Genomic DNA, 7,074 nt, shown 5'->3' on the forward strand with positions numbered 1-7,074 from the left:
GCCGTACTGCCACCGCGGGCCCGGATCCGGACAGCGCGATCAGGCCAGCAGTTCGATCCACGACCCGAGCACGGGATCACCTGCGAGCGTGGGGAAGTCGATGTCTGCATGTCCGGCCGACCGCCATTTCTCCACGAGCGACATGATGCGAACCGAGTCCAGGCCCGCATCGAGCAGGTCGGTGTCGGTGGCCAGTTCCGAGCGGTCGACGCCGAGCGCCGTTGCCACATCCGTGATGACTTGTTCGTCGGTCATCGCTCATTCCTCTCGATCGAAGTCGGCGACGCCGCGCTTCCAGTAGCCGGCGATCAGTGAGTCCTTCGGCCCGATCCCGAGTTCGCCGCGCACCACCTTGCGAATGCCGCGCAGACAGCCGGCCTCACCGGCGACCCAGGCGTAGACCCGCTGTCCGGCAGCCACTTCCACGCCACGTACGGCCTTCTCCAGTGCGTCACCGGTGCCCGGCTCGAGGTCGCCGCGGTGCAGCCAGCGCACCTCGATACCCGCCGGCGCATCGATCTCGATCTCTTCCTCTGGTCCGGTCACCTCGATGAACGCCCAGCCCTGCGCGGTCCGCCGCAGTCGTTCCAGCCAGCGCGCGATGGCGGGCAGCGCGGTGATGTCACCGACGAAGAGGAACCGGTCGTAGGACTCCGGGACGACGACGCCACCGGGAGGGCCCGCGATGTGGATCTTGGTGCCCGGGGTCGCCGTGGTCGCCCACTCCGAGGCCAAGCCGCCGGGGTGGATCGCGAAATCGATGTCGAGTTCGTTGTCGGCGACGCTGTGGCGGCGCACGGTGTACTCGCGCGACACCGGGCGCGGGTTGCCCCACTCGAGTGACTGACCGTCGCGTGCGGGCAGCCGCAGTACCCCGTCCTCGCACGGAAAGACCAGGCGCACATGCTCATCCGGCACATAGCTGTGGAAGGACGCGATATCGGGCCCGCCGAAGGTGATCCGGAGCAGCCCGGCCCCGACCGCGACCGTGCGGATCACCTCCACTTCCTGCAATCCGATCGGATACGGGACCTTCGCGCCGTGCTCACTGGCGAGCACCTCGGCGATGCGCGCGGCGTAGCCACTGCGATCTGTCACTGCTGTTCCTTTCCGTGCAGCGGCCCGGCGGCAAGCGCCACCACGCCGGTGAGAACCAGGACCGCGACGCCGTAGAACACGAGCGCGGAACCCGGTGCGAAGAATTGGCCGACGAATCCGGCGGCCATCGAACCGATCGCGGTGCCGGTCACCGACTGCACCATGAGAAGTCCGGCCATCCGGCCGCGCAGTTCCTCGGGCGCCTGCTGTTGCAGCAGGGTGTAGCGCAGCACGATGTTCACCGCCCTGGCCAGGCCGAATCCGGCCAGTCCGAGGAACACCAGCGCCGCGTGTGACCACAGCCCGGCGGCGATCACACCCAGCGGCATGAGGGCCAGCGAGATCAGCAGGGCGAGCCCGTTGTAGCGGGTGCGGCTCATCCAGCCGCTGGTGAGCGAGCCGATCACGGCACCAGCGCCCGGCGCGGCGTAGAGCAGGCCGAGGGTGCCGGGGCCGGCGCCGAGTTCGACTTCGGCGAAGGCGGGCAGCAGCACCAGCGGGCCGCTGACCAGCATGGCGAGCAAGCCGGTGAGCAGGATGATGCGAATGGTTCTGTGCTGCGCCGCGAATCGAATGCCGATCGCCAGCTCGCGCACCGGGTTCTGCAGGGCGCGGGCAGGCGGCGGCGCGGGCCCGATCGCGGTGATCAACCCGACCGTGGCGACGGTGGCGCCCGCGCACAGGAAGAACGCGACCGACACCCCCGCCTGTGCCACGAGCACACCGGCGATCGCGGGCGTGATCATGGTCCCGAGGTCAGTGGTGAGCGCGGTCAAAGCGCCTGCCGCCGCGATCTTCTCGCGACCGACCAGCATCGGGACAAGAGCCATCAACGCGGAGCCGCTGACGCCGCCCGCGAGTCCGTCGATGACGGCGGCCAGATAGATCACCGACAGCATCGGATCCGGCAGCACCGCGTTGATACCGAGGATCAGGAAACCGAAACCGGCTGCGCTGCGCGACCATTGGATCACGTTGCGCCGGTCATAACGGTCGGCGATCACACCGCCCGCGAGGCTGCCGACGAACAACGCGGCCGCGGTGGTCGTCGCGATGCCGGCGACCTGCAGGGTCGACCCGGTCAGTTGATAGACCTGCAACGGCAGGGCCACCATGAGCAGCCCGAGCCCCAGCACCGACACCAGCCGCGCCGCGAACGCGCACCGGAACGGACGCGAGGTCCGCAGCGGGCTGATGTCGATGAGCAGGCCGCCGACCGCTGTCACTTGAAGCGTTCCACGAGCAGATCGAGCGTGGTCATGACCGTGCGGTAGTCAGGACGTGAGCTGGTCGCGGGCAGCTCGAAGACGGTGTTCGCCTTGAACGAGGGCAGCGACGCGTACATCGGGTCGGCCCGTAGCTCGGCCAGGCTGCGGCCGCCGTTGAGCGGGATCATGAACAGCACGGGCGCGTCGACGGCGGTGTTCAGCAGCTCCGGGCTGAAGCTGATGAAGTCGGCGCTGCCTTCACGAGCGGGGTTGCCCGCCTTGGCTTCGAGCTGCTGGTCCAGGGTGAACCCGACCTCCGACAGCAGCGTGGGCAGTGCGGCGGTGGGCACGAACGCGGTCGGCTTCTGGCTCTTGAGCGACTGCATGATGACGGTGTTGCCCGCGGGCGCCTTGATGGCGGCCTTGGCCTTGGCCAGCTTGTCCTTGTAGTTGGTGATCAGCTGGTCGACCTTGGCCGGCTTGCCGACCACGTCGGCGATCACCCGCAGCTGGTCCTGCCAGTAGGTGGTCTCGGTCGGCACCAGCACGGTCGGGGCGATCGCGCTGAGCTGGTCGTAGGCGTTCACCGACTGCTGCGCCGGGTAGCCCTGGCCGCCGCCGATGATCAGGTCGGGGCGCTGGGCGGCGATGAACTCCAGGTTGATGTTCTCGCCGGTGGGCAGGGCCTTGGTGCCCTGCTTCGCCGCGTCCTCGGCCCAGCCGGACGGGAACTCACCCGGCTTGCTGGCGACGCCGAGCAGCCGCGGGTCGGCGGCGACGACCGGCGCCTCGAGGTCGTAGAGGTAGCCGGCCAGGGTGCCGTTGAGCACCACGATGCGCTGCGGATCCGCGGGGACGGAGACCGGGCCCTTCGGAGTCTGGACCTCGCGGGGGCCGCTGGGTGCGGCGGTGTCGCCCGACGAGGTGCTGCAGCCGGTGAGCGCTGCGATCAGCGCGAGAACCAGCAGGGCGAGGGTGGCGCGGAGCCTGCCCGATGATCGTGTGGTGAACATGGAAGGGGTTGTCCTCATCTTTCTTTTCGAACGGTGAAAAGCGGTGCGCTGCGTGCTCAGCCGCCGATCACCGGGTCTGTGTCGAGAAGTGCCGCGACCTCGGCCCAGCCGGTGGGCGACACGATCTCGAAGTGGGAGTAGGGCAGTCGGCGCACCACGAGCCGGGCTCGTGCGGACTGCCAGCCCGCCAGTTGCGCCTCGGTGCGGCCCGGTGTGGTTCCGGTGTCGGCGGCGTAAAGCGCCATCGGGCCGTCGTAGTCGGCCGCGGTGGAAGCGGAGACCATGCCGAGCAGGGTCGTCGCGGCATCGCGCAGTTTCGTCGCCAGTTCTGGTGCGTCGTCCGGGATGTCGGGCAACAGCCGGTCCAGATCGGCCGGGTCGGTGAGGGCGCGGGTCGCCTGTTCGGTGAGATCGGACAGGGCGAACGCGTCGACCAGTCCGGTGAAGGCGACCTGCTCGCCCGCGGCCGTCAGTGCGGCTGCCATGGCGTGGGCGACGGTGCCGCCGAGGGAGTAACCGAGCAGGTGGTAAGGGCCGTGCGGTTGGATTCTGCGGATGGTCGACACGTAGTGCGCGGCCAGGTCGTCGATGGTCTCGGCCCGGAAGGTGTTGTCGCTCAGGGTCGGTAGTTGCAGGCCGATGATCGGGCGGTCGGCTCGCAGGAGTTTCGCGAGCGGGCCGAACTGCCAGGCGGTCCCGCCGACGGGGTGAACGCAGAACAGCGGATCGCGCGAACCGGTGGTGCGGAGTTCGAGGACATGGTCGAGCCGGGAACCCCAGGCATTGTCGATGTCCGTGTCATCGGCCTCGGCTGCCGGAGAGCCGTTGTCGCTCTGGATGATCCGATCCGCCAGGGCGCGTGGTGTCGGCGCTTCGAAGACGTCGTCGAGGACGACCGCCAGCCCTGCCCGCCGGAGCCTGCCCATCACCCGAACGGCAGTGAGCGAGTGCCCGCCTGCCTCGAAGAAGTCGGCGTCGGCGGCGATGTCGGCGATGGACAGCACGGCGGCCATCGCGGTGCGGACGGTGCTGACCAGGTCGCGGCCGGTAGCGGTCGCGGTGTTGCCGTTCAGATCGCGGGTGCTCGGCGAATTCCGCGGCCCGTGTGGGGTGTCCCCGGGCGCGGGCATGTCAGACAGCGACCGAGTGTTACTCGTTGCGGCCGTAGGGTTCTCGGTGCCGTCGACCGTGTAGGTCGGGATGGGTAGGGCCTTGCGGTCGATCTTCTCGCTCGTGGTGCGGGGAATGTGGTCGAGGACGACGAACGCGGCCGGGACCATGTAGGCGGGCACCCGCGCTTGCAAGCCGGAACGGACTGTGCCGATGTCGATGTCGGTGTCCGCCTTGGCGACCAGGTAGGCCGCGAGGCGTTGATCGCCTGGGGTGTCCTCGCGCAGGATCACCGCGGAGTGGGCCACGCCCGGGCAACTCAGCAGGGCCGCTTCGATTTCGCCGAGTTCGATGCGTTGCCCGCGCAGCTTCACCTGGCTGTCGGCGCGGCCCACGTAGTCGAGTTCGCCGTGCGAGCCCCAGCTCACGAGATCGCCGGTGCGGTACATGCGTTCGCCGTGTCCCAGCGGGTCGGCGACGAACGAACCCGCGGTCCGGGCCGGGCGGGCGAGGTATCCGCGCGCCAATTGCGTTCCCGTGAGATACAACTCGCCGATCACACCGACCGCGACCGGGCGCAGCTCGGTGTCGAGAACACGCACATCGGCACCGCCGGCGGGCAGACCGATCGGGACATTGCCGCGGTCGGCGCCGGAGGTCTCGTGGTGGGTGATGCACACCGCGGCCTCGGTGGGCCCGTACAGGTTGTGGACGCGGGCGCCGGTGAGGGCTCTGATCCGCTCCGCGGTCGGCGGCGGTAGCGGTTCGCCGCCGGTGATCACGCAGCGCAGCGCGGTGCAGCCGCTCAGGTCGGCTTCCTCGGCGAGCACGGTGAGCATCGACGAGGTGAGCTGGACCATGCCGACCCGCTCGGTCGCCATCAGGTCGGCCAGGTAGTGCGGGTCGCGGTCGAGTCGACCCGACACCGGTGCCGCCACGACGCGCGCACCGACCAGCAGCGGCAGGAACAGCTCGAGCAGGGAGGCGTCGAACGTCGCCGCGGTGCGGTACAAGACGGTGTCGCCCGCGCCGAACCGGTGCCGTCGCTGCATCCACTCGAAGGTGCTGGTGATGGCCTCGTGGGAAACGCTCACGCCCTTGGGTTCGCCGGTGGAGCCCGAGGTGAACAGCAGGTACGCGGCATTGCGGGGGAGCAGGGGCGCGAGTCGGTCGAGGTCGGAGACCGAGGTATCGGCGAAACCGGACAGATCCAATGCTTCGACCTGTGCCACGGGTGCGCGATCGGTCGTGAAGTTGTCGGCCGCGGTGGTGAGAACCAGCGCTGCGCGCGATGTTGCGAGGATCCTGTCGGCGCGCTGCGCGGGACTGTGGGGATCCAGCGGCAGGTAGACCCCCCCGGCCCGGCACACCGCGTGCGCGGCGACGATCGACTCGATCCCCCGCGTCATCGCCACCGCGACCACAGTTTCGGGCCGAACGCCCTCGTCGATGAGCCAGCGCGCGAGCCGATGGACCCGGCTGTCGAATGCGCCGAACGAGAGCGTCACGCCGTTCGCGGTGACGGCCGGCGCGTCGGCGGAGATCGTCGCCGTCACCGACCAGTCGGGCAGCGTGCTGCCGTGGGTTTCCGACGGCATCGCGGCAGCCATGGCTTCCTCGACGGAACCGTCGAGATCGGCGGCCAGCGTCGACAATACGGCGCCGAGGCGATCACTGAGCCGCGTGGCGACCGGGCCGGGCACTGCGGCCACATCGTGGTGCAACATCAGCGCGAACTCGGCGCCGGGCAACGCGGTCACCGTGACCGGGAAGTCGGTCAGCCCGTCCACATCGACGTCCACCACCTGAACCCCACCGGGATCGGGCTGCAACAGACCGGCTTTCGGGAAATTCTGGAACACGACGAGCGAATCGAACAGCCGCCCGAATCCCAGCGCCCGCTCGATGGTGGCCAACCCGAGGTATCCCCGGGCTTGGCCGTCGAACGAGGCCTGCTGCAACTCCCCGAACTGCTCGGCCACCGGCCGACCAGCCCCGAGCGACACCCGCACGGGCACGGTATTGCTGAACAATCCGACCATTCCGCCGACTCCGGCGAGATCGGCGGGACGCCCGGAAACCACGGTCCCGAACACCACATCGGTGCGCCCGAAGTGATCCGCGAGCACCATCGCCCACGCGCCCTGCAGCACGGTGTTCACGGTCAGCCCGTGCCGCCGGGCGCTCTCGGCCAAGGCTGTCGCCACGTCGGCGGCGAGCGGAACCCGCAGGCCGACCGGACGCTGTCGCTGGGCCGTCGCCGTATCCGCCGGGTGCGGTGCTCCTCCGCCGTTCGTGGTCGGCTCCGGCGTCGAGACGGCGGGCGCCGGCGCGACGGCACCGCCCGGTGCGAACGCGGCCGGATCGGTTGCGGATGTAGGGGTGGTGGCGAGCAGCGTCGGTGTGCGCAGGCCGGTGAGGTTTTCGGTCCACCAGTGCAGGGTCGCAGTGGTGTCGCGGGTAGTGAGCCAGGTGAGGTAGTCGCCGAAGTAGGCGGGGGCCGAGAGGGTCTCGCCGGTGTAGAGGGCGAGGGTTTCCCGGACCATCGTCGGTACCGACCAGCCGTCGGCCAGGAGGTGATGGGCGATCAGAACCAGCCAGTGCGAGGTATCGGTGAGGCGGATCAGGAGGCCGCGGATCAGCGG

Annotated in this window: 5 protein-coding genes; all 5 read right to left on the bottom strand. The window is 69.5% G+C overall.

Annotated features, from left to right (window positions below; all coding sequences use genetic code 11):
* Positions 1 to 39: 39 nt before the first annotated feature.
* Complete coding sequence (locus tag ACFWF3_RS18515) at positions 40 to 255, bottom strand: phosphopantetheine-binding protein (RefSeq protein ID WP_358061797.1); 216 nt, start codon at positions 253 to 255, stop codon at positions 40 to 42.
* 3 nt (positions 256 to 258) lie between these two features.
* Positions 259 to 1,098 carry a siderophore-interacting protein gene (locus ACFWF3_RS18520; protein WP_379314605.1) on the bottom strand — a complete coding sequence of 280 codons (840 nt, stop codon included), beginning with the start codon at positions 1,096 to 1,098 and terminating at the stop codon, positions 259 to 261.
* Positions 1,095 to 2,324: an enterobactin transporter EntS gene (entS, locus tag ACFWF3_RS18525; RefSeq protein WP_379314606.1), complete on the bottom strand. Its 1,230-nt coding sequence runs from the start codon at positions 2,322 to 2,324 to the stop codon at positions 1,095 to 1,097. Before entS ends, ACFWF3_RS18520 begins: the two co-directional genes overlap by 4 nt.
* The gene (locus tag ACFWF3_RS18530) at positions 2,321 to 3,319 is read right to left on the bottom strand and encodes an ABC transporter substrate-binding protein (RefSeq protein WP_379314607.1); all 999 of its coding nucleotides are present in this window, start codon (positions 3,317 to 3,319) and stop codon (positions 2,321 to 2,323) included. The genes entS and ACFWF3_RS18530 overlap by 4 nt, the downstream gene beginning before the upstream one ends.
* Before the next feature lie 56 nt (positions 3,320 to 3,375).
* Positions 3,376 to 7,074, bottom strand: a 3,699-nt coding sequence (locus ACFWF3_RS18535) for an amino acid adenylation domain-containing protein (protein WP_379314608.1), incomplete at its 5' end; no start/stop codon positions are given.

The sequence above is a fragment of the Nocardia sp. NPDC060220 genome, from assembly GCF_042727815.1.
GTDB lineage: Bacteria > Actinomycetota > Actinomycetes > Mycobacteriales > Mycobacteriaceae > Nocardia.

Bases quoted from the DNA above. Each gene is read 5' to 3' on its own strand.
- ACFWF3_RS18530 (WP_379314607.1), bottom strand. From the start codon at position 3,319: ATGTTCACCACACGATCATCGGGCAGGCTCCGCGCCACCCTCGCCCTG.
- ACFWF3_RS18515 (WP_358061797.1), bottom strand. From the start codon at position 255: ATGACCGACGAACAAGTCATCACGGATGTGGCAACGGCGCTCGGCGTC.